The 20,462-nt window shown below is 57.0% G+C and carries 14 protein-coding genes; 5 read left to right on the top strand and 9 right to left on the bottom strand.

What is annotated here, in order from left to right; translation table 11 throughout:
- Positions 1 to 64 precede the first annotated feature (64 nt).
- The 5 genes from tnpB to ACKWRH_RS07855 form a co-directional block, all read right to left on the bottom strand.
- Complete coding sequence (gene tnpB, locus ACKWRH_RS07875; protein WP_445220029.1) at positions 65 to 421, bottom strand: IS66 family insertion sequence element accessory protein TnpB; 357 nt, start codon at positions 419 to 421, stop codon at positions 65 to 67.
- On the bottom strand, positions 418 to 753 hold the full coding sequence (gene tnpA, locus ACKWRH_RS07870) for an IS66-like element accessory protein TnpA (protein WP_445220028.1): 336 nt from the start codon (positions 751 to 753) through the stop codon (positions 418 to 420). Before tnpA ends, tnpB begins: the two co-directional genes overlap by 4 nt.
- Before the next feature lie 816 nt (positions 754 to 1,569).
- A complete protein-coding gene (locus tag ACKWRH_RS07865; protein WP_445220027.1) occupies positions 1,570 to 2,886 on the bottom strand; it encodes an MFS transporter in 1,317 nt (438 codons plus the stop codon).
- A gap of 232 nt (positions 2,887 to 3,118) precedes the next feature.
- Entirely contained in the window at positions 3,119 to 4,012 is an 894-nt protein-coding gene (locus ACKWRH_RS07860) for a 3-keto-5-aminohexanoate cleavage protein (RefSeq protein ID WP_445220026.1), read from the bottom strand.
- A 506-nt stretch (positions 4,013 to 4,518) separates the two neighbouring features.
- Positions 4,519 to 5,439: a 3-hydroxyacyl-CoA dehydrogenase gene (locus tag ACKWRH_RS07855; RefSeq protein WP_445220025.1), complete on the bottom strand. Its 921-nt coding sequence runs from the start codon at positions 5,437 to 5,439 to the stop codon at positions 4,519 to 4,521.
- A 769-nt stretch (positions 5,440 to 6,208) separates the two neighbouring features.
- Between ACKWRH_RS07855 and ACKWRH_RS07850 the strand changes: the two genes are divergently transcribed.
- Both ACKWRH_RS07850 and ACKWRH_RS07845 read left to right on the top strand, forming a co-directional pair.
- Positions 6,209 to 6,628, top strand: coding sequence for a hypothetical protein (locus tag ACKWRH_RS07850; RefSeq protein ID WP_445220024.1), 420 nt, complete (start codon positions 6,209 to 6,211; stop codon positions 6,626 to 6,628).
- Positions 6,629 to 7,378: 750 nt separating this feature from the next.
- On the top strand, positions 7,379 to 7,831 hold the full coding sequence (locus ACKWRH_RS07845) for a hypothetical protein (RefSeq protein WP_445220023.1): 453 nt from the start codon (positions 7,379 to 7,381) through the stop codon (positions 7,829 to 7,831).
- Between the two features lie 754 nt (positions 7,832 to 8,585).
- Here ACKWRH_RS07845 and ACKWRH_RS07840 read toward each other — a convergent pair.
- Together ACKWRH_RS07840 and ACKWRH_RS07835 are read right to left on the bottom strand one after the other, a co-directional pair.
- Positions 8,586 to 11,003 carry a CoA transferase gene (locus tag ACKWRH_RS07840; RefSeq protein ID WP_445220022.1) on the bottom strand — a complete coding sequence of 806 codons (2,418 nt, stop codon included), beginning with the start codon at positions 11,001 to 11,003 and terminating at the stop codon, positions 8,586 to 8,588.
- 84 nt (positions 11,004 to 11,087) lie between these two features.
- A complete protein-coding gene (locus ACKWRH_RS07835) occupies positions 11,088 to 12,728 on the bottom strand; it encodes a flavin-containing monooxygenase (protein WP_445220021.1) in 1,641 nt (546 codons plus the stop codon).
- Positions 12,729 to 13,380: 652 nt separating this feature from the next.
- On the opposite strand from ACKWRH_RS07835, the gene ACKWRH_RS07830 reads away from it, so the two are divergent.
- From ACKWRH_RS07830 to phnY, 3 genes are all read left to right on the top strand, one after another.
- A complete protein-coding gene (locus ACKWRH_RS07830; RefSeq protein WP_445220020.1) occupies positions 13,381 to 14,457 on the top strand; it encodes a methyltransferase in 1,077 nt (358 codons plus the stop codon).
- 72 nt (positions 14,458 to 14,529) lie between these two features.
- Complete coding sequence (gene aepY, locus ACKWRH_RS07825; protein WP_445220019.1) at positions 14,530 to 15,678, top strand: phosphonopyruvate decarboxylase; 1,149 nt, start codon at positions 14,530 to 14,532, stop codon at positions 15,676 to 15,678.
- A gap of 172 nt (positions 15,679 to 15,850) precedes the next feature.
- A complete protein-coding gene (gene phnY / locus ACKWRH_RS07820) occupies positions 15,851 to 17,293 on the top strand; it encodes a phosphonoacetaldehyde dehydrogenase (RefSeq protein WP_445220018.1) in 1,443 nt (480 codons plus the stop codon).
- Positions 17,294 to 18,162: 869 nt separating this feature from the next.
- Here phnY and ACKWRH_RS07815 read toward each other — a convergent pair.
- Both ACKWRH_RS07815 and ACKWRH_RS07810 read right to left on the bottom strand, forming a co-directional pair.
- Positions 18,163 to 18,372 carry a hypothetical protein gene (locus ACKWRH_RS07815; RefSeq protein ID WP_445222348.1) on the bottom strand — a complete coding sequence of 70 codons (210 nt, stop codon included), beginning with the start codon at positions 18,370 to 18,372 and terminating at the stop codon, positions 18,163 to 18,165.
- Positions 18,373 to 19,062: 690 nt separating this feature from the next.
- Positions 19,063 to 20,028 carry a LysR family transcriptional regulator gene (locus ACKWRH_RS07810; protein ID WP_445220017.1) on the bottom strand — a complete coding sequence of 322 codons (966 nt, stop codon included), beginning with the start codon at positions 20,026 to 20,028 and terminating at the stop codon, positions 19,063 to 19,065.
- Positions 20,029 to 20,462 lie beyond the last annotated feature (434 nt).

Below are 20,462 nucleotides of genomic sequence, written 5' to 3'. Positions count from 1 at the left end.
GAGTACATCATGCGCCGCAGCGCCCTGCGAGCATTTCGATCCGACTGATTCACTCTGTCGCAGATCAACCCGACTGTACAGGCGCCGGCGTCTCGCCCGCAGCGTGAACGCGTCGCCAATCGAGTCCTTCTAACAATGCCGAGAACTCCGCAGCCGACAGCCGCATCACGCCATCCTGCACGTTTGGCCAGCGGAACTTGCCATCCTCGAGCCGCTTGGCAAACAGGCACACTCCCGTGCCGTCCCAGTAGATCAGCTTCACGCGGTCAGCCCGCTTCGCCCGGAACACATAGACGGCGCCCGAGAACGGATCGGACCTCATCGTCTCGCGCACCAGTGCCGCCAGACCCTCGGCGCCCTTGCGGAAGTCCACCGGCTTTGTCGCCATCATCACCCGCACCGTACCGGTCGGACCTATCACGTGCAGGCCTTCAGCGCCCGGATGACCATCGTGACCGTCTCGGCGTCAGCGCCACGGCCGACCCGGACGCTGACGCCTTCGATCTCCACCTCGATGATTCCCGAGGCCCGATCCACCGGGCGTGCCCTCTGGCGCTGGCGCCGGCCAGAGGCGGCTTCCGGCAATGCCGATTCCACGACCGCAGGCACGAACTGCGGCATCTCGGCGGCGGCGTCCGCTCCGGCAGGCTGCCGCGCTTGGCGGCGCCATGTGAACAATTGCTGCGGCGCAAGCCCATGTCGGCGTGCAACTTCCGAAACCACCGCGCCCGGAACAAGCGTCTCTTCAATCATTCGGGCCTTGTCGTCTGCCGAGAACCATCGGCGACGGCCCGTTCCCGCGATAATCTCAAGCCGGCGCGCTGTCGTGGCCTCCGGCTTAAGCGTATGGTCAAGCATAGACACAACACGATCTCCGATTCAGAGATCGTCACACTCGCCGATCGTAAACTTCAGGAAAAGGTGGGATCAAAACACCGCTTACGGCGCAGGCGAGAAGCTGTCGAATACAAAGAACCGCAAATGACATGATCATCTGCCACGGCACGGGAAGGAACGTATCGCGCTGACATTTCATCCGGCTCAAATTTGGTAGCGATTTCGAGATGAGGTCTTGCCGCGCCTGAATCATTCAGGCGCGGTTTTATTTGCTTGAGGGACGAAGGCTCAGCGTATCCTCGACCCAGTGTCCGAAATGGATCGCCTGTTGCAGCTCAAACCGCCGCCAACTAGCGAGACGCTCGCGGGATCCTAACGGCCCACCGATCGCAGCACGTTCGCTCGCATCGCGAGCGGACGTCGAGATTGGGTGCGCTTGCGCACATCGCCAGGATTAATTCCGTGATAGAGGATGCCCAGCCAAAAAAGGTCACGCAAAGACGGCCATGGCGAGAATGTTCCACCAAATAGAACGCTTTTCTTGTACCTGGCGCCGCGATATCGGCTGGTTGCCGGCGCACTAACCTCTTGCCATCGATAGCTACTCGATCAGTTGGCCAATTGACGTAGAAGATCCGAGATTCCCGTGCGCTCTCATTCAGCATGTTCCTTCACAGGAGACGCCGCGTTGTCACACATTTCCCCGGGAGAGCCTCTACTTGGGCGTTCTGCTCAGACAGGAATGTCATCATCACGCGGAAGCACCAATCTAAGACTGCTGGCGACGCCCGTTGCAACAATTAGGGTGATTGCCATTGCGATCATGCCAATGTCAAATGATCCAGTCCTATCCTTAAGGAAGCCCATCATGTACGGGCCGACGAAGGCGCCAAAGGCACCAACGGAATTGATGAACGCGATACCTCCGGCGGCAGCGGCGCCAGCAAGGAAACCCTGCGGAATCGTGTAGAGGACTGTCCGCGCGGAGATCGTGCCGATCAGAGCAAGCGTCATGCATATGAGCGCCGGTATGAGCGACGTGAGCACTACCGAAAAGACAAGTCCGGTCGCGCCCAGCATCAATGCGGCGATCAGATTGTAGATCTTATACCCCTTGCGATCGACAAGGCGCGCCCAGAGTAACATGCCTAACGTCACAAAAAGATAGGGCACGGCCGAGAGCCACCCGATCTGCATGTTGTTCAAGTTGTGGCTCTTTAGGATCAGCGGGAGCCAGATGCCGATCCCGTAGGAGCCGATCGTGAAAGCGAAGGTGATCGCCGTCAACATCAACACGCGGACGTCCTTCATCGCGGCCCAGAGATCCTTCTTGAGCCTTTCGTGCTTCTCCCTTGCGAGTTCATTCAACAACGCATTGCGTTCCACCGGCGTCAGCCACGAGGCCTTGTCCGGCGTGTCGGCAAGCAGAGCGAGGCATAGGACCCCGAGCAGGCAGGCCGGAAGCCCTTCGATCAGGAACATCCACTGCCAGCCGGCCAGTCTCCACACTCCGTCCATTCCCAGTAGCGAAGCCGAGAGCGGATTGCCGACTAACGTGGACAGCGGTGTTGCAGCCATAAACCAGGCGAGGACGCCCGTTCTTGATCGCGCCGGAAACCAGATGGAGATGTACCAGATGACGCCGGGGAAGAAGCCTGATTCGAACACTCCCAGAAGGAAACGGATCGCGTAGAAACTGTATGGTCCAACGGCGAACGCCGTCGCCGCGGCTGCAAGTCCCCAGGTCATCATAATGCGGGCGAGCCAGCGGCGAGCACCGAAGCGAAGCATCATCATATTGCTGGGGACTTCCAGCAGGCAGTAACTAAAGAAGAGAATCCCTGCGCCCCAGCCGAATTGTGCGGCGCTTAAGCCAATGGCTTCGTTCATCTGCAGCGCAGCGATGCCGACGCTGCTGCGGTCGAGGTTGTTGAAGAAATAAGCGAGACCTAAAAGTGGCACGAGCCGACGCGTATTCTTGGCGACAGCGCTCGCGACCAAGCCAGACCTCACCTCGTCGGAACACTGGGCAGCAACGACGTCCAACAATTCGTTCTGCTCCTACAACTCGTCGCTGACCACACGCCCATTTTCTGCTCAAGTGCCGGAGCTGCGCGGCGATAGCTGAAGATTTGGGAATCTTTGCCAAAAGAGTCTGATCGCTCTTCTTCAAAGATCTATAGCTACGATTTCATGCTCAGGACCTATCTCGCGTCTGTCATCGGGTCAACGGGTCATCGTAGGCCGCTTCCGATTGGGGGCCGCGGATCGGCTATCCGGACTATTTGCATGGCGCAAGCCCAAGCATCGTGCGAGCTTCCACTACGGTGGCAGGCTCGTACCCAAGTTCCCGGATAATCCTTACTGTCCTCTCGACGAGCCGCACGTTAGTGGCAAGCATGCCGGGTTCGAGGTACAGATTGTCCTCTAGCCCGACGCGAACGTGACCGCCGGCGAGCACGGCGTGAGTTGTTGCCGGTAGCTGAGCTCGTCCGATCCCGCTAACGCAAAACATGGCTCCTTTTGGAAGATTTCCGATCAGCGTATCCAGGATCTGCGGAGTGTACGGCAATCCGCCCTGAATTCCGCGCTCGGCGCCAAGAACGAAATTGATCCAATAGGGAGGCTTGTCGAACCCTTTATTGATAAGGCGTATAGGATCTTGGAGAAGATGGGAAAGTGAGAAACATTCCCATTCGGGTTTGATGCCCGTCTTTTGGAGTCGTTTAGCCATGATGTCGCAGCGGGTAGGCGAGGTATTAACGACAATCTCACGGCCGCCAAAGCTGGCTAGAACCGTGTGAGCATCAAATGTTGCCATGTCTGCGCCGGCGTCGAGACCTTTTAGACGCTCTTCGAATATAACCTCATCGAGACCGGGCTCTATGGATCGCACCATGTCCCCATCAATGCCTCCTCCCGTGCTGTTGTTGATGATGATTCCGCACTTTGTGAAGATCCGGGAGTTGATATCCCGGTAGATTTCCGGATTACAGGTCGCGCCATCGTCCGGCCTGCGCGCATGCAGCGCCACGATTGATGCACCCGCATCGTAGCACCGGTACACATCTTCCGCGATCTCGCTGGGCTGGGTCGGCAGGTGTGGATTTTGCGATTTTTTCACCACACCTCCTGTTGGAGCAATCGTGACAATGACTTTGCTCTCAAACTTCATACTGCATCTCCTGTCATCGAAGGCTTAAGTCATCTATGGGCGGATCTGACGAACTCGCTTTGGGAACGCTTTGACGCAAGGCCCGAGGTTGGAAGTGACGTCTGCGCTCAAGTCTCCAAGACGCGGCGTTCATCCTCCGGAGCAGATTTCGCTCGCCGAGAACGCAAGACTTCGATGCTCGTGTCAGGGAACAGCAGCTCGATACCCCTGAACTGGGTCGTTCGGGCTGCTGGAGGAGAACGTAGCCGTCGGCAGCTTATGCGAGGGAGATCGCGGAGTTTGCGGGTGGAGTGTGGCGCCTTGAACGTGAAACCCAACCGTTCGAGCGCCGGGCCCCGCCGCGAACTGCCGCAGCGTACTTTCTGCGTTCGATGCTACGTCGCTTGCGACGATCTGCGCTCTCCTGGCGGCAAATAATGCCGTCCAGCTCGCGCCGACAGGTGGGGACCGACCGCGGCGTTTCGTTGAAATCAGGATGGTTCCAGTCATTTCATTACCTCTAAGCGTTAGATTTCGGCATACGCGATGCCGGTGAAATTACCCTTGGACCAGAGGAGATTGCGTTTGTTCCTTCCATCAAGATCGGCGGCATAGATCGAGCCGGCGAGGTCGGTGATGAACATCTGGTCGCCTGGAACATCGAGTGCGATGCCAATTCCCTCCATCAGGTGAGTGATCAGAATTTCCGGCTCCGTCTTTGTGTCGACGGGTGCGCGATTGACTGTGTTGCCACGCGGAGGATCGCCGCGGTCCGTCCAATAGAGGACGCGGTTCGCGAGATCGAACTCAAGGTGGATTGGCTCCGGCAAGCCATCAAACAGCACCTCGATGTCGGAGCGGTTTGCTGGGCTCTCACCGTCCCGGATGTCGATGTCGGCGCGGAAGATTCGGCCCAGGCCGGCATTGTCCGGACCCTTTTGAGTCCAATAAATCTGGCGGCGCTCGGTATCGATGGTGACGCCAATGCACCACCTAGTCGGGTCGCACCGGTCCTCGTCACCGCGGCCTGCCTCGATGAGTGTCTCTATCTCGGAGCCGTCGAGATTGCACCGCATAACCCGCATTCCTTCGCGGTCAGACCAGTAGAGCTTGCCGCCTTTCTGATCGAGCTGAATCTGCTTCGGTGTGAACGTGGCACCGCGCGGAACGACGACTTTGCGAGCCCTTCCATCGATATCGGCGCGCTCGATCGAGCCGTCGTTGACGGCAATGCCGGAGCCCATGTTGGTCCAATAGATGTGGCCAGCGCCGACATCGATGGCGATTCCGTCAGGAAGTTGACAATCGGTAACAATAACTTTTCGATCGGAACCATCCGGATTCATCGCTTGAATACGATTGGTGCTTACTTCGAGAAAGAATACCCGACGAACTGCGATCTTCCGATCGGACGATAGTTTTGATTTGACCGCATTTGCGTCCGTCATGTTCTCCCTCACGGCTGATGTGCTCCCACTGCACAGTGATTGCCGGTCCGAATCTCGTTTGTGCCCCGCGATGGGTGGGACGCGCGCTCCATAATCAGTTGTGATGCACTGAAGCATCTCAGCATACCCGTGTTGCACGACGGACAATCCGGGCGGCAGAGCTGCGCGGTATCGGTAAGCAGTGGAGCAAGAGCCAGGCCAGTTTCCGAACCATTCAGCTCATATATCGTCGACTGAGCTATTTAGCTGGCCTTAGATTTGTTTTGCGGCGCACAGCCCTTACCGGCAGGGCCCAATGACGAGTGTCGGAGCAACGACAAGCCCCCGGCATTGACGACGTCACAGCGCTGATGCGCGGAGCGACTACCCGCATCAATGCCGATGTAGAAGCCGCTCCTGTCGTAGATCAGAGTGACCATTGGGAGCGCTTTGGTCTAACGCCGCGCCGCTAGATCCGGCCGAGATCTAAGCAGCCGGCGCGATAATGGCTACTGTGCCTCGCAGGACTGTTTCATCTTTTTTTGGCTCCGCTCCTAATCGCTTTCCTTGATGGTCTATCGACCACGATAGCCATGTGTCCATCTTCTCCATCAATTGACAAGGTTGGTAGTTGACTGCGTCGCAGGCCTTGCCTGGGCACGCGATCGATGGACAGAGGTCAATGTCGGGCTGGTCCTTCGGTAGCCATCAAATCCGGTCAATTGGCACGCCAATTGCTCACACATGACCGAGAAAGAATGCCACCATCTCGATGGTCGAGAGGATATCGATGTCAAACCCGAATTGGTTCTCATGGTACTCCTTTCCATTCTTTGCGCCGCTCAGCGGCGCAGTGACTCAGGATATTGAGACGAACGTTGGCGCGCGGCTCGACCAGGACGTGGCCAAAAAGATGAGCGTAACCGAACGGTTCGACACGCTATCCGACGCCGTTAAAGAACTTGATGAAAAGCTCGGGACGCTCGCGAAAGCACTCGGGCAGACACCTTTACACGAGACCTTCGGGCAGAAATCCGGGCAGACGACACCAATGCGGCGGCTAAAGACCATGATAGATACGGTGAACAAGATCAAAGACCGTCACCGCCAAGACGCCGATCTGGAAGCTAAGCGCGCGCTGAACGACTTGAAGACCGTTGACCCTGCGCGATATAGCGAATTCATTCGTGAGTACGAGAGGCGGCTCTAGGGAAGATGCCGGTCGGGTGAACGGCTGATCAACCAAATCCGGGGCAACCATGAACCTCCTGCCTTGGCCCCGCGTTTCCATCCTTCCATGCTGTCGGAAGTTCAGCTCTCGTGTCGGCGGCCTCGATACCTGAGGATAGATCAGGGGCAGGCACTTGATCGCTCGATGAGCCTGTCCGTCTGCCGCACGGTAACATTGGCAGTCTCCCAATGCTTCATGAGGAGGTCGATGAGCCTGGGTACGGCTCTGTCCTGATCCACGCTAGAGCGTTGGCAGAACCGAAAAGGCGGAGGATCTTCAGCTCTGTCCGGTTGGAGACATGGATGTCCCCACCTCTACGCGAAGGCCGACGCATTCCAGCGGCGCTGCCGCAAAGTATGTGCTTATCTTCAAAAGGGAATCGCACAACCTCGTTAATGGCACGGCTATTGCTGGGATAGATTGGAGCACGCCGACATCGACGATGCGCTCTTACAGTCTCCGGCCCAGGGGCTCAGATGAGGCCTGCCCAATTGATCAATGAAGGCCACGCTGATGCTGGCGACCGTCAAAGCCGGAGCGGCCCTTGGCCGCGCTCCGACCTGAGCAAGCTGGCATTGTACAGTCCTCCCGTCAGGTTGTCGCGGGTTCTGAGAGCCACGGCGGATTGCTGGTGTGTTTCGACGAGGTGCATCCTGTCGATGCCTTGCTGGACCATTCGAGCGCACCAGCCCGACGCTAGAAATCATAACAAGGACCAAGGAGATGGTGATGACGAAGGAAGCCGGATTTAACGATGACATTGGCGTCGCAACAGGCGCTTTTCAGGGCTTTGCCAAGCGAGCCATCGGAACGCAGACGGAATTCTCGAAAAGGGTCTTCGATATCTATTGTCATTGGCAGGAGCGAATTCAAACCGAATCCACGCAGGCGATGGAGCTCTTCGGGAAAGTCACCTCCACGAGCTCCGCAACCGATCAGATCGGCTTACTTCAGGTCTGGATGAAAGGCGCCACGCAGCGGGTCGCGCAGGATGTGGTCTATTCGAACGAAACCGCAAAATCTCTCTTTCCATTGCTCGCCAGCTCGGAGCTGTTCAAGCCTACAGTCCTCTTCCCTCCCTTGGGGACACTCAACTTGCCAGCCGGGGCTGGCATCAACTTTCATTACGGTTCTTGGCAGCTGCCAACCTTGCGGATTGAAGGAGGTGGGCCGGAACGATGAAGATTGGGATTCTCAGTCCCACTGTGATGACGGATTTCTCTTAAAGTAGCCTGCCGCTGGCACATGACACTGGCGAGTGTATTCGCACCGATGTTCACTGCCTCCGACGCAAGCGACGCCATCAACATCCATTCGGCTCGGATATAACTGTCCGACAAACTGTGTCGAGCGCGCATTACATTGGGTGAGCCAAACCTCATGGTCTTGTTACGGGCGCGCCCTGCGCTGACCAACTGCATGCCGACAACGACCGGCATCAGACCGTTTTTGTCTGCTGGCCAGTCGTTCCGCTTGCAGTACATGCAACCAGGCGAATGCCTGAGAAATCTAACGTCGGACCGCACTCGGTGGGGTCTTGCCTCATGATGACCGCTAACGCGGGCATTTACCCAGCGCGAGCAGGTTGTCTTTCCATATCCATCCGGCGTAGGTCTGGAGGAATTTGTTACCCGTGGCATTGACACAAAGGCCGACCCAGGCGCTTGCATTTCCCTCTTGCGTGCAAAGCGATGCGGGTTTGTCTCGATCAATCGGATGACGCTGGCTGAGGTGCCCTCCTCCACCGACACGACTCCATTTGGATTCGAGCCGCCAACCAAATGATCAGGTGCCTACGGATCTGCCCCATACGAAATTCTCACTTCTGTCTTCCCACCTGGTTTCACTCGCTTTAGAAATTAAGCCATGCGGTCGTTGACACATGAGCGTGCGTCGGGGTCGACGGTCATGTGACGACACATTGTTTGCCTTTTTGCTAGCTCCTCTCGCAGACCATCGACGTCCCGATGACGCCCTGCGACTTCAATTGCGCGATCTCCGTGTCGGAAAGTCCGAGAAGTCCTGATAGGATCTCGCTGTTATGCTCTCCGAGCGTTGGTGCCGCTGTGCGGATCGCAAATGGCCCCGAACCGTCGCGGATCGGCATTGACGGTTGTGGATGCAAGCCAATGAACGCGCGCTCCACTTCCTGCAGGAATGCACGCGACTTGAGATGCGGGTCCGTAAGCAGCTCACTTGGCTGCCGGGCTACGCCAGCCGCAATTCTTTCTGCCTGCAACTTCGACATCACCTGCTCGGCATCTTGGGTGAGCGTCCAAGCTTCGATGGCCCTCTCTATCTCGTCCTCGATGCCGCGGCGAGCTTCCGCAGATTGCAGCGATGCGTCTATCGCCCAGTTTGTCCTTCCAATGAGGGTGGCAAGCCTCTGCCACATTTTCTCGTCGCTCGCGGCTACCATGACCCAGTTGTCCTCACCCGAGCACCGGAAGCAGCCATGCGGCACGAACTGCGGATGTCGAGTACCATACCTAGGCGGCGGCATACCGCCGATCGATTGAATGGTGATCCACGGCGCCGCAAACGGCATCATGCATTCGATTTGCGCAAGGTCAATAAACTGCCCTACCCCGGTATCACGGGCGTGAATCAGCGCGACCAGAACTGCTGCGCAGCCGTTCAACCCACCGACGGCATCCCCAAAGGCGACGTGGCTCATCACGGGTGGCCCGTCCGGACTTCCGACTACGATCGGCAGCCCCGAACCCTGCTCGAGGGTCGAGCCGTAGGCCCGACAATCGCGGTAGTGGCTGTTCGCGCCAAAAGCTGACATCGATAACATGACAAGCCGCGGATTGAGCGTTCGGAGCACATCATAGCCAAGCCCGAGTTTCGGCAGCACATCAACCGAATAATTGTCTACGACGACATCGGCTTCCGCCAAAAGCCGCTTGGCAAGAGCGAGGCCTTGGGGCTGCGTGAGATCGAGCGTGATGCCTCGCTTGTTGCGGTTCATGACGCAGAAGGCTTGCGTCTTCTCGTACATCTGAGCGTCGACGTAAGCGGGCCGCCGGTCAACACCGCGCCACCAATCCGGGTACTTGGTGGACTCGATCTTGATGACGTCCGCACCAAGGTCGGCCAGAGTGCGCGTGCACAACGGGCCTGCCCAGCCCATCGTGAAGTCAATGACACGAAATTCACGCAACGGCTGCTGTCGAGCATCGATGCAGCTGGACGACCGCGACGGAGCCGAGGGCAGCTGCTTTCGGATGTCCGCGAAAGTTTGTTGCTCGCCGAGAGCCGGAACCTTGCCGCCTCGACGCGGCGGCGTCAATGTCAGCCGCTGCATCGACCCGGCGGTCATGCCCTCTTCTTGGCCAAGCGCGACGGGCACGATTGCGCCGCGCGACTTTTTCTCGGTATCGAGGAGCAGGTCGGATATGTCGGGTACTGGTACGATCGGGATCTTCCGCTTCATCCCCTCCATAAACCACTCCTGCGCTGTCCGCGCTTTCAGTCTCGGCACGAACTGTTGCTCGATCCTCTCGATGTGCTTCAGACGCTCTCCGCCGAGGACCAGAGCCGGATTATCGCGTAGTTCGGAAAGGCCAAGCATATCGCAGAATGCGCGCCATTGTGCCGGCGTGAACGTCGTCACGCCGAGCCAGCCTTTCTTGGTTTCGTAAATGCCGCCCGGAAAAACCGGCCAGAAGCGGTTAATACCAAGCCGTCGCATATCCTCGCCGCGGGCCGACGCCTCGAACATGAGATATTCGCTGATAGCGAGGCTCGATTCGAGAATACTGACCGACCAGGACGGTCCTGCTTCACCCTCCGTTTGCGCAACCACCGAAGAAGCCGCGGCGATGAACCCCCACAGACCGCCGAGGATACCCGTCTGGAAATCCGGTGCGTGCAACGGTGGGCCCTCGGCCGGTCCAACCAGCTTGATCAGGCCGGCGAGCGCGCGGATGGTCGTATCGGTTGCGGCGAATCCTGCATAAGGACCTTCGCGGCCGAACCAGCTCGCTTGGAGGTAGATCAAGCAGGATCGCCGCGCGCGGATCGCAGCGACATCAATGGACGGACAATCCGCCGGATCAACGTCCCTGCCGTCAAGCAGAATATCGCAATTCTCGAGCATTGCAGTCAGCCGTGCGGTCGCATTCGCGGCAGCGGGATCGATGATCGTGCTTGATTTATTAAAGTTCAGGAAGGCGAACCAAGCGCTCTGGCCTAACGGACTGAGCGGCGCGCAGTAACGGAGCGGATCGCCAGCCGGCGGCTCGATCTTCTGCACATCCGCGCCGAAGTCGGCAAACAATCGCGCGCAATAGCTGGTTGCCGCCGAGCTGCCAATCTCGACGACCCGCAGATCCAATAACACTCCCATCACGGCTCCATTTTCGCGATCGAAAGGATATCGACTGAGAACTTTTGAATCTCGCAATTGCCAGCGCCGGATTCGGGTATGGAGCTAGTGCATGGCAAAGCCCTGATAGCCGCTTGCGGCTACTTCGTCGCACTTTTGCCGATAGCTGCCTGCTCCCCCGGTGTAGGAAAGGACCCGGCGCGGTTTACCTTCGACGTTCGATCCCAAGTACCAGGAATGGGACTTGGCGATGAGTGTCTCGTTGGCGATCTCATCGTGATGCGCCACCCATTGATCTTCCAACTCCTTCGTAGCTTCGATCACGTTCAAGTTCTTACCACGGAGATAGCTGATGCATCCGCTTATCCACTCGACCTGTTGCTGCAAGCAGGTGGTCATGTTGCAAAGCGCTGCCGAAGGGGCAAGCGGCACCGCGGTCGTGAAGAGATTGGGATAGCCGTGCACCTGCAACCCCATGGTGGTCCTGATGTCTTTGCTCCAATCCTCCTTCAGTGACCGTCCATCGCGACCGCGGAAGTCGATGCGGGTCAAAGCGCCTGTTCCTGCGTCGAATCCGGTCGCCAGAATAATGACGTCCAGCGGATGAACGGTGCCGTCCGCCGTCCGGATGCCTTCGGCCGTGATGCGCTCGATTGCGTTGGTCTTGACGCTGACAATTTCCACATTGGGTCGATGGAACGCCTCGAGAAACTTCTGCTCCAAGGGTACCCGATGGGTACCGAATCCGTAATCGCTCGGGATCAGCAGGTCGCACAGCTTTGGATCCCTAAGTCGCTCGCGCATTTTCGCGCGCACAAATTCGGAGATCTCTGCGTTGATCGCCTCATCGGAGAACAGCTCAGCGAAAGACGATATCCACAACTTCACAGAACCATCGTTCCAGCAGTTTTCGATTACATCGCGCCGCTGTTGCGGTGACAGATCTGCCCAGACGTGCTCCACGTCATATTCGAAGCCCGTGAACGTATGCGGCAGCCGTTCCGCCAGGGCCGTGAATTTTGACTTGTAAGCTTCGACGTCCGCGGCGGTATACTTACGATTCTTCATAGGGATCGCATATTGCGGCGTACGGACGAACACCTTGAGATGTCCGACTTCTTCCGCGATCGTCTGGATCACCTGGATGCCCGTCGCTCCGTTGCCGACCACGCCGACGCGCTTGCCAGCAAACTCGATCGGCCGCTGCGGCCATCGCGCAGTGTGAAATACCCGCCCCTTGAACGTCTCCTGTCCCGGGAAGGACACATGTGGAGCGGAGAGCATGCCACAACAGGTGACGAGAAACTGGGTGTCGATCACATCCCCCTCGTCGGTCGCGACCACCCATCGCTCCGCCGCTTCGTTGAAATGAGCGCTCTGGACGGTCGTGCTCAACTGAATGTCTTTGCGTAGATCAAGCTCGTCCGCTACGTAATTCAGCCAGCGTTCGATTTCCGGCTGGCTCGGAAACTTTTCACTCCAGCTCCAACCATTGTAGAGATCTTCGGAGAAGAGGTATTGATAGATGTGGCCTTCTGAGTCGACGCGCGCACCGGGATAGCGGTTCCAATACCAGGTGCCTCCGACGCCGGAGGCCGCGTCGATCGCCCTGACGTTCAGCCCGAGCTCTCGGAGGCGGTACAGCTGATAGAGGCCGGCGATGCCGGCTCCGATGACTACGGCGTCGAATTTCGCTGTCGCACGTGCACCATTGTCACCATAGGCTCCGATCATGGTCGCGGTCATTTCTCCTCCTCTGTGCTTTTGAGGACCCAGCGAGGAGAACAGCAAATATCGTACCAGAAGTCGCGGTCGCAATCGTAAAGCGCAAAGACCATGGCTAGGACACGAGCGATCGATGGCGGCGCTTACGCTCATTGAAGCAATTGCGACATACGTCCGAAGCGCGACACCGCCACTAGCTCGCAGTATTGATACGCCTCAAGAAGACCGCGGCTAAAGTGGGCTGCGCTCGCTTGCCGTTTGCGGGCCGCAGTCCGGCACGGACCGGTGTGAGTGATCGCATGCACACAATGATAGCCTCCAGGCAGATTCTTGCTGACCGCCCTTCGTCGGGCTAGAGCAAGTCCGCCCGATCGTACTTTGACGCTGTGCATGTGAAGAAGTGCGGCGCTGACGGGGATTGTAAAGCCTTACACTCATGATTCTCTGACTTTACCTCACCAACAATCGAACAGCTTGTAATTATCGGAGCTTGGCCGCTACTCCTCCATTGCGGAATGCAAGAGTTTACGAAAGGTCAACTACCAACGCTAGCAATTGATCTAGATGACAGACGTGTGTCACTGATTGCTTGCTGAACGTCGGACTGGGGCTTGCCGAGATTCAGCAATAGCTAATCCACAGATACAAATCGTTCTGAGAAGGACTTGCGGCAATGCAATCACCTGCACTGACGTCACACGCCCATCTCTCTGAAGCTGCCCCTGTCTTCTCTCCCGATATTGAGCAAATCATCAAGTGGCGCGACAGCTCCTATGCCGCTGATCTCTATATCGCCGCAGTCTCATGGCTTGATCTCTTTACTTACCTGGATGGTCGCCTGGTAACTGAGGAGGAGCTACGACTTCATTTCTCTCTTCGGGAGCGGCCAACGCGGACCATGCTTCGACTCTTCCAATCGTGGGGCCTCATCTCCAACGAATCTGGCTGGCTGCACGCAACTGCCTCAGCCGTTCGATATCTAAGCGGCAACTCCGCAGACAGTATTGCCTCGTATATTGCAACGATGAAATATAAGCCTTCTGTTCGGGAACTATATGAGATCCTGCGACAGGGTGGCCCGAATACCTGGCACGTTGAGCGCGGCGTAACCAAGTCCTGGGACGCCCTGATGCAGACGGATGAGTTCGCTGATCTGAACACACGAGGAATGGAGGAGCGTGGACGGATCTTTGCGCCGCACCTCGCGAAGCTGCTTGACTGCACGAATGATACTTCCGTTCTCGATGTAGGTGGTGGATCGGGCGTCTATTCCGCGCATTTGTTGATGCACTATTCTTCACTCTCGGCAACGATCTTTGAGCGCCCGCCCGTTGATCAGCTTGCGAGGACGTGTCTGACCGACCGGAATTTATACCCGGGTCGTGCCCATGTCATAGCGGGCGACATGTTCGTTGATCCCCTGCCCCGGGATGCTAGCCTTCACCTCTATTCGCACGTCCTTCACAACTGGGGACCAGACAAGGTCCACCTGCTCCTGAGCAAGTCTTTTGACAGCATTGCGTCCGGTGGTCGCATAGCAATTTACAGCTGCCACCCTAACGACCGGGGAGGGCAGCCGGCCCCGGCTGCCGAAGCAGAGTACTCCGTGCTACTTACCACAGGGTACGAGGGCTGCTGTTACAGCGTCGATGACATGCGGACCATGCTTGAGAGCACCGGCTTCCAGGAGATCGATTACCACAAATCGATCTGCAATCGCAGCCTCATCGTCGCGAGAAAGATCGCCTGACGCGCATGACTTTACCGCTTTGGAGGATCGCCTTATTCCGTCGCTCCTCTCGATGAATCGCATGAGCACGATATGCCATTTCCAACCCGTGTTCTGTTGTCGAAGCTCCGCACCGCTGGATACACAGCTTTTTCTGGGGTGCCGTGTTCCATTTTTGGCGATCTATTTGACCGAGCGGCTGAAGCTCCTGAATTCCTGACCGTGCCTGCCGCCAATGAAGGCAGCGCAGTTGCGCTAGCTGCTGGCGCGGCCCTCTCAGGTCACCGAGGAGTCGCTGCACTTCAAAATTCTGGGCTCGGCAATATCATCAACCCGCTGACATCTCTATTGATGGTCAACAAAATTCCGCTCCTGCTCCTCATCTCCGTTCGCGGCCACCCCGATGAACCCTCGGACGAGCCGCAACACACGATCATGGGTGCCAAGACAAAAGGTCTCTTGAACGAGCTCTGCATTGAATGGTGTGACTTTGATGGGACCGAGGCGGGTTTGGATCACGCCCTTGCGCGCGGCAACGATGCATTTCATCGCGCAGCACCATTTGCACTGCTTTTTCGGAAAGGTCAGCTATCCGGCGTGACCGAAAGACAGGCTGGAGCAATCAACTATCTGCTCAGTGTCGGGCAAGCCATTGAGTTGATTTGCGAGCAGCTCGAAATGGACACCCTCATTGTCTCTACGACGGGGTTCATCTCTCGTGAGCTGTTCCGTGTCCGAGATCGTCCTCTGAACTTCTACATGCAGGGCTCCCTTGGACATTGCAGCGCGGTTGCGGCAGGGCTCGCTCTGGCCTCACCTAATCGACCTGTCCTGGCATTGGATGGAGATGGCGGCGTGCTGATGCACATGGGGATCCTGTCGACTATTGGCTATGCCAATCCCCAGAATCTCATCCATGTGGTGCTGGACAACGAAGGGTACGTTTCGACAGGCGGTCAGCCCTCGACGTCACGTACGACATCCCTCGAAGTTGTCGCATCCGCCTGCGGGTATCGAACGGCTACTCGCTGCGAGCGGGGCGAGCATATTACGACCGTCATGCGGCTATGCTCCCAGTTTAGTGGCCCTCACTTCGTGGTATGCAAAGTCAACCGCCTCCATCCCTCTCAGCTTCCTCGCATCACGAGTCGCTATTCTCCGCTTCAGAACAAGACCATATTTCAGCGCAGCGTCGCCATCCGGGGCAACGAGCCCGCCGGAAGGAGGGGACTAATGTCATAGTGCTATGGTCGCCCTCTGCCGGATCTTCATCGCTCTGGTTTGGGGTATGAACCGGTCGCCGTCAAAGAAGTGCTCCGACCGCTTGCCCGTTTTCGAACTAACCCATCCGAATCGAACGAACGCTAGACCTGTCGTGGATCTCAAACAGACACCCCCAACCCGAGTTTATGGCATGTACGATAACGATCAAGACTATTACCCAATGCTCATCGCAGGCGCGCCTGCCCACTCGGACGTGACGATCGAAGTCAGGAATCCATACACAGGAATGTTTCTTGGCAGGGTCCCTCAGGCCAGGCCGGGGCATGCACGCCAAGCATTCGAGGCCGCCGCGCGTACTCATGCTCGGCTCACGCGCCGCGAACGAACGGATATCCTCCTGGGGACGGCAAGCGCTGTTAGAAGAGATCAAGACCGCCTTGCTCGGCTTATCACGGCGGAAACCGGTCTCTGCCTAAAGGACTCTTTGCATGAAACCAGGCGTGCATGCGACGTTTGGTCATTTGCTGCCCATATGTTGATTCAGAGCGAGGGCGAGATCTATCCATCTGACATTGGCACGACCCCTCATGATCGGCGCATTTTTTCCATGCGCACGCCCCTTGCTGGAGCGATCTCCGCTATCACGCCGTTTAACCATCCTCTCAATCTCGTCAGCCATAAACTCGCCCCCGCGATTGCGACAAACAACCGCGTGGTCCTGAAACCGTCTGAGCGAGCGCCATTGACTGCCCTGGCGCTTGGCAGGATTCTCTACGAGCAAGGCCTGCCGGAGGGAATGCTTTCGATCGTGACAGGGGCCCCTCACGATTTGGGAGACTCCATGTTCACCGATCCAGATGCGGAGCTGGTAACGTTTACTGGCTCTGTTAGTGTTGGGCACCATATTGCGGCACGGGCCGGTTACCGGAAGCTCATCTTGGAGCTCGGTGGGAACGACCCAATTATCGTGCTTGAGGATGCCGATGTCGATCGAGCGGCGCATCTGGCGGTTCAAGGGGCGATCAAGAACTCGGGTCAGCGATGTACAGCCGTCAAGCGGGCGTTGGTGGTTGACTCCGTTGCTGACGAATTTGCCGAACGAGCGCTCCATCACATGCAGAAGCTGTCGACCGGCGATCCCAGCGATCCATCGGTTGACCTCGGGACCGTCATCGATCGAGAAGCTGCCCAATTGATCGCTCGACGTGTTGCCGATGCCGTAGATGCTGGTGCTACGCTATTGCTCGGCAACTTGCCTAAGGGTGCACTTTATCCGCCTACCCTATTGGACCATGTCTCACCAACGTCCGAACTGGTTATTGAAGAAACATTTGGGCCTGTGCTGCCGATCATCCGTTGCCCGAACGATGTTGACCAGATAATATCAATCGCGAACGCGACCAAATTCGGACTTTCTGCCGCAGTCTGCTCCAACCGGCTAGATCATGTGACGAAGCTCATCGATGGTCTCGCGGTCGGCTGCGTCAACGTGTGGGAAGTTCCCGGATATCGCACGGAATTGACCCCATTCGGGGGAATTAAGCAGTCCGGGCTCGGGCACAAGGAGGGCGTGCTGGAGGCAATGCGGAGCTTCACGCAGTTGAAGACCTACTCGCTTCCGTGGCCGGTCTAGCCTGCGGCTTTGCTGCTGCCGCCAAAGTTGGAGAGGTAGTCGTCGTCTTGCATCTTTGTCGTAGAGATTGCCGGTCTGCTACAGATGAGGACAAACTGGAACGTCAGAATGGATCGCACGGGAGCCCGAGCTAGGAGAGGTGCAAGGGCTTCTTAACAAGCAGCAGGATGTAGACGCATCATAAAGCGGAAATTGCAGCCAGCTCGTAGCCGCCGGTACAGAGCTGCCGGCGAACGCGAGAATCCGGACTGTAGGCGGCTCTCATGGAAATGAAAGCAATCGCCGGCGGTCATCGGGTAGACTTCGAAAGGGAGTGTGATCGCACCAGTCGATGGCCTTCCGCGACGTCCGATTTCAGCCCCCCTTTCACGATTGGTTATCGGGCAAAGCGGACCGCGCTTCGACAGCCGCCAGCTTCGATCTCGGTTATTTTCGCCTTGACGCGTGCACCCGGGACAATGGAGGCGTCGATCATCTGGACAGCCATAACATAGGCGGCCGCCACGTGCATCTGCGGCTCCAGACGCCGGCCCGCCGCCAGCGAACAAAGCGGTCGCATCAAGTCGTGTAGGGATCAAACGCTTTCTCGTAGATCGCGCCAGACCCCGAGTCGCAACAGCCAGGAGATGCAATTGAGGACCCGATCATTTCTCCGAGCAGCGCCACGCGGCTTCTGGGCCAGCATCGGCTTGACGAGCAACCGATTCATAATCGGCGGTGATTCGAGCCCAGTTAGGGAGTTTGGATTACGGGCATCCGGCCGTACGCAAAGCTCCTAGTCGGCTTCGGCGCTTTTGACGAGGCGGATATCACACCGCGGAATCGGTCGAAAATGACCTCGAAGCGGACCTGGCGAAGAGCACATTCGATTATAGACCGCCCACACGTTGGCGGAGCCGCTTTGCACCAACGAAGGTTCGATACTCGGGAAGTTCCGGGAATTGGGCCAATGGCCGGATCACCGGCGCTAACTGATTCTTGCTCAGATGAATCGCTTGGTCATCACCGAGGTAGAGCGCGACATGTGCTCCCCAAGAGCTCTTGGTACGATTGAAGAGCACGAGGTCGAGCGGCCTCAATCCATCTGAGACTAAGGAGGTCTCGTTGGTGTCCTCCCACAGATTGCTGGACCGAAATGGATAAATTTTCAAATCCGAAATGCTTGAGCAGCGCCTAAACGAAGTTTTGGCAGTTCGGGCTCTCGGAAAGCGCCGGCAGAGTTGGGGTATTCGGATCGTGCTTTTGATCAAACCTAATCCGCCAGAAGTGCTCGGGTATCATGTTCACGGACACGACCTTCATGATCTTAAACGCTAATGCTGGAAACGTTGAGATATTGTACAATCTGGCGGTGCAAGTATCAAAGGTCAGCGGCTGCCCTGCTCATTTGACCTTCGCAAAGCAGTAGGAAAACGTCTGTGCCCGCCTTCATTAGGTCGGCTCTTAGCCTTACGCGACATATTGCACCGCCGCGCGAGCTTAGTCACTAACCGGGCAAACGCGGACGCAGCTTTCATCGCGTCACGCCAACGCGTACACGTTCGCAAGAGGTCAGGATCCTCGCAGCGGATCGCGCACCCCTGGTGAGGAGCATGATGTTTGGGTCAAGATCTGAGTGGATATGTGGACCTACGGCACACGTTCTCATCTCCTGCTTAGGAAGCATGGCGAAGATCACCGGACTTGCTTGAGCCACACACCCATCTCGTGGAGCCAGCAGGTACCTCGGACGATGCCCCTTAAGTAAGGAGGCGACTGCGAATTGATTTCTAATCCGTCTGGCGCGGAGTACTCAGTTGATTCTCAATTGAGATTTGAACGGTTTCGAAGAACGATTTTACGGATCGTAGGCGTCGTTTATCCGACGTCGTAACTATATACGTTTTGAAATCAATGCAGAATTCATCGACAGGCTTGTATACAAGCTCCTCCGATGGAAAAACGCTATCTTGAAGGAGAATCCCTATCCCGATTCCGTGCAGCACGGCTTCCTTTAGAACAGGATAGGTCGCCATTTTAATAACGTTTGGCATATTTATACTGTTCTCAAGACACGCCTTTTCCACCTCCCGTAGCGTCAGAGAACCATCCTCGGTTAGAATGATCCTTTCTTGTGCAAGTTCAGCCAGACTGAGTGTTGGTCTGCAGGCGAGTCGATGCTCCCGCTGCACGAGCGCCATAAGCCGCGTTTTGCTTAGCTCGACGTGGAATAAATTGGCAATGTCATCGGGCTCAGTGATGATCGCAATATCGACATCACGCGCTTCAAGTCGTTGCTTAGCGAGCTCCCAGGGTACTAGTGAAAACGTGATCCTCACTGCGGGAAAACGCCGGTTGAACTCGGAAATAATGGGCATCGCCGGACGCGGCGCGTTCGCGATCACGGTAAGATGCCCGGCTGACAGGTCAGTGTAGGCATTGATCTTCTCCGCGACGAGCTGCTCCAGAACCCGAACGCGATCAGTTAGCGCAAACAGTTCCTGAGCCGGTTTTGTCGGCACGAGCCCGCTGCGATGGCGAATGAAAAGTGTCGTCCCCATATGTTGCTCAAGCTTAGCAAGGTGTTGGGTGACGGCTGATTGGGTGACGCCGAGGACGGCTGCAGCTTCTGAAACGCTTCTCCGCCTGAAGACCTCTGTAAAGGCCACAATCTGGTGAGAACTGATTTTCATGCCGTCGAAACCTGCTCCTCCTATTGCGGTGATTCGCATTCTTAAGCGCTTAAGCGGGTTCACGTCCTTTTCGCGTACCGTCCCTTGCCTCTGGCAAAGCCAAAAACGTAGGTACTGCGCCGCTCAGGCCCGCAATTGGTGTCGCTAGTGCGCCCCCAATTAATCGGGACACCTAAAGGCGGACTCGGCGCGACAAGTGCAGTTGATAGAGGTGAGCATTTTCGGTCTCTTGCTTCCTGATGCATTCCCTGATCACCGATTTGCCTCGGCTGACAGTCAAAACAACGTATTCCCGGGACGCAGAAGGGTCGCCCCATATCGCCCTTCCTCAACCGAGCTATCCTTTTGCATCACGAGTCGACGAAACACCTTTCCGAGATGTTGCCTCAGGTCACCGTATAGTCTTCCTGTCGTACTTAGGAATGAACATCACATGGTATATAAAATGTCAAACTTCTGCGGCTTCACCAATTTCTAGAAACCAGAGACCTCTGCTT

Source organism: Bradyrhizobium sp. Pa8 (genome assembly GCF_052588265.1).
The sequence above is the reverse complement of the archived record's forward strand: the minus strand, read 5'-3'. Positions and strand labels throughout refer to the sequence as shown.

Bases quoted from the DNA above. Each gene is read 5' to 3' on its own strand.
- phnY (WP_445220018.1), top strand. From the start codon at position 15,851: ATGTACGATAACGATCAAGACTATTACCCAATGCTCATCGCAGGCGCG.
- ACKWRH_RS07845 (WP_445220023.1), top strand. From the start codon at position 7,379: ATGACGAAGGAAGCCGGATTTAACGATGACATTGGCGTCGCAACAGGC.
- ACKWRH_RS07850 (WP_445220024.1), top strand. From the start codon at position 6,209: ATGTCAAACCCGAATTGGTTCTCATGGTACTCCTTTCCATTCTTTGCG.
- ACKWRH_RS07840 (WP_445220022.1), bottom strand. From the start codon at position 11,003: ATGGGAGTGTTATTGGATCTGCGGGTCGTCGAGATTGGCAGCTCGGCG.
- ACKWRH_RS07830 (WP_445220020.1), top strand. From the start codon at position 13,381: ATGCAATCACCTGCACTGACGTCACACGCCCATCTCTCTGAAGCTGCC.
- aepY (WP_445220019.1), top strand. From the start codon at position 14,530: ATGCCATTTCCAACCCGTGTTCTGTTGTCGAAGCTCCGCACCGCTGGA.
- ACKWRH_RS07855 (WP_445220025.1), bottom strand. From the start codon at position 5,439: ATGACGGACGCAAATGCGGTCAAATCAAAACTATCGTCCGATCGGAAG.
- tnpA (WP_445220028.1), bottom strand. From the start codon at position 753: ATGATTGAAGAGACGCTTGTTCCGGGCGCGGTGGTTTCGGAAGTTGCA.
- ACKWRH_RS07835 (WP_445220021.1), bottom strand. From the start codon at position 12,728: ATGACCGCGACCATGATCGGAGCCTATGGTGACAATGGTGCACGTGCG.
- ACKWRH_RS07860 (WP_445220026.1), bottom strand. From the start codon at position 4,012: ATGAAGTTTGAGAGCAAAGTCATTGTCACGATTGCTCCAACAGGAGGT.